This window comes from Mesorhizobium sp. M7A.F.Ca.CA.001.08.2.1, assembly GCF_003998455.1.
Classification (GTDB): Bacteria; Pseudomonadota; Alphaproteobacteria; order Rhizobiales; family Rhizobiaceae; genus Mesorhizobium; species Mesorhizobium ciceri.
This window is the reverse complement of the sequence record NZ_RZPW01000890.1, coordinates 1-2,315: the sequence shown is the minus strand read 5'-3', so window position 1 is coordinate 2,315 and position 2,315 is coordinate 1. Positions and strand designations below refer to the sequence as shown.

Annotated in this window: 2 protein-coding genes; both read right to left on the bottom strand. The window is 62.2% G+C overall.

Translation table 11 applies throughout. The features are described from left to right. Positions 1-62: 62 nt before the first annotated feature. The gene (ccoG, locus tag EN914_RS32510; RefSeq protein ID WP_081714423.1) at positions 63-1,628 is read right to left on the bottom strand and encodes a cytochrome c oxidase accessory protein CcoG; all 1,566 of its coding nucleotides are present in this window, start codon (positions 1,626-1,628) and stop codon (positions 63-65) included. A 181-nt stretch (positions 1,629-1,809) separates the two neighbouring features. Continuing rightward, positions 1,810-2,315 (bottom strand): cytochrome-c oxidase, cbb3-type subunit III (gene ccoP / locus EN914_RS32505; protein ID WP_127389547.1); only part of this gene is annotated, 506 nt, incomplete at its 5' end.

The window sequence follows — 2,315 nt, the reverse complement described above, 5'->3', positions numbered from 1 at the left end:
GGCAAGGATGGTGAACAGCATGTGCCTGCCGGTGAATTCGCGGGTTTTTTCAGCGTTAGCGGTCATCTGGCGATCTCCGGCGCGTTGAAGGTGGCGGTGTATTCGTCCGCCTCGAAGCTCGACTTGTCCTCGACACGGAACGTGAAGGTTTGCGCTGCGCCACGGATTTGGTCGGCCGGCTGGCGCACGAAGACCTTCAGCATTTTCAGGCGATCGGGCTCGACCGGGATGGCAAAGGAGCGGCCCGCCTTGATGTCGTCTCCGACCACGCTCATTTCGCCTCCTTGCAAGCCCTGCATGGTGACAACAATGATCCGCGGCTCGGGGATCATGTTGAGCAGTTTGACGGTGTAGCCGTTGCGGATGGAGCCGTCGGACAACGTTACGAATTGCGGATTGCGGTCGTGCAGCACATTGACTTGGAGCCTGTCGCGCGTCAGCAGCGAATAGAGCAGACCCAGGCCGATCAGCGACCACAGACCCATGTAGACGTAGGTGCGTGGCCGGAAGATCTTGCTGACATGGAAATGCGCCACCTTGTCGGAGAACAGGCCATCAGCGGTCCTGACCAGCGACGGGTTGACTGAACTGGAGCCGCCCGCGGTCGCCAGCATCATGTTGGCGTTGTAATCGGAGAGCGTTGCGTAGGAAATCAGTCCGCGTTCCCTGCCGAGCTTGCCCATGACGCCGTCGCAGGCGTCGATGCAAAGCGCGCAGGTGATGCATTCGAGCTGCTGGCCGTCGCGAATGTCGATCCCCATCGGGCAGACCGCGACACAGGCATTGCAGTCGACGCAGTCGCCGACCGACTGTCCCGCGGCTTGCACCGTCTTGGCATGACGCGAACGCGGTTCGCCGCGCCAGTCATTGTAGGTGACGGTGAGCGAACTTTCGTCGAGCATGGCCGCCTGGATGCGTGGCCATGGACACATGTAGGTGCAGACCTGTTCGCGCATCAGCCCGCCGAACGTATAGGTCGTGGCCGTCAGCACGGCGACGGTGATGTAGGCAACGGGTGCCGCGGTGCCGGTGAAGAGTTCGCCAACCAGCGTCGGCGCATCGGCAAAATAGAAGATCCAGGCGCCGCCCGTCGCCGCCCCTATGCCCAGCCAGATGGCGTGTTTCGATGCCCGCAGCGCAAGCTTGCGGGCGGTCCATGGGCCGGCATCGAGTTTCATGCGTGCGTTGCGATCACCCTCGATGGCGCGCTCGACGACCAGAAACAGATCGACCCATACAGTCTGCGGACATGTATAGCCGCACCAGGCGCGACCGATAGTCGACGTGATCAGGAAAAGACCGACGCCGGCCATGATCAGAAGGCCGGCCACATAGTAGAATTCCTGCGGCCAAATCTCGATGAAGAAGAAGTAGAAGCGCCGGTTGGCGAGATCGAGCAGCACGGCCTGGTCCGGGGCGAACGGGCCGCGGTCCCATCGCAACCACGGTGTCAGGTAGTAGATACCGAGTGTGATCGCCATCACCAGCCACTTGAACCGACGAAAGTTCCCTGTTGCCCGTTTCGGGAATATCTTCTTGCGCGCGGCATACATCGGCTGGCGCACCTTGGCGGAATTGACCGCTTCGGCTTCGAGCCGCTCTACCTGCGTATTGTCCAGCACATGCATCTCCACTCGCGCAGGCGACAATCTGCCCATGCCCAGGCTGCCAGCGTAGGCAAGTCTTGGCGCGGGGCGGGGGCAGGCGCGTTGATGCAAGTCAATTGCCGGTGCCGAATACAGGTCGAGGCCCGGCATGGCCGGGCCTCGTCGCTTGGCTGGCGAAGGGCCGGGAACAGGTCCCCGCTTCCTATTCCCCACCACCAAGCGAATGGATGTAGACGGCGAGCTCCTTGACCTTGGTCTCGCCCAGGCGTGCGCCCCAGGCTGGCATGACGCCCTGTTTTGGCGCACGGACCTGGGTGGCGATGGCTGTCTCACCGGATCCATAGAGCCAGATCGCATCGGTCAGATCGGGGGCGCCCAGCTCCTTGTTGCCCTTTGCATTGTCGCCATGACAGGCCACGCAATTTTCAGCAAAGACCTTGGCGCCGGGCTCGACGAGGCCGGCATGCTGGACCTTTCCCGACAGGCTGGCGACATAGGTGCCGACCTGAGCGATCTGGTCAGCGGTTATGATGTCGCCAAAGGCAGGCATTTCCGACAGGCGCGTGTCCGGATCGGACGCGAAGCGGATGCCGTGCGTAATCGTCTGCTGGATCTGCTCGGCCTTGCCGCCCCACAGCCAGTCGTCGTCGTTGAGATTGGGAAAGCCCTTGGAACCTTGGGCGCCGGAGCCATGGCATTGTACGCAAT

What these genes read in the sequence shown, in the direction of transcription:
- ccoG (WP_081714423.1), bottom strand. Translation starts at nt 1,628, where the DNA reads ATGCATGTGCTGGACAATACGCAGGTAGAGCGGCTCGAAGCCGAAGCG.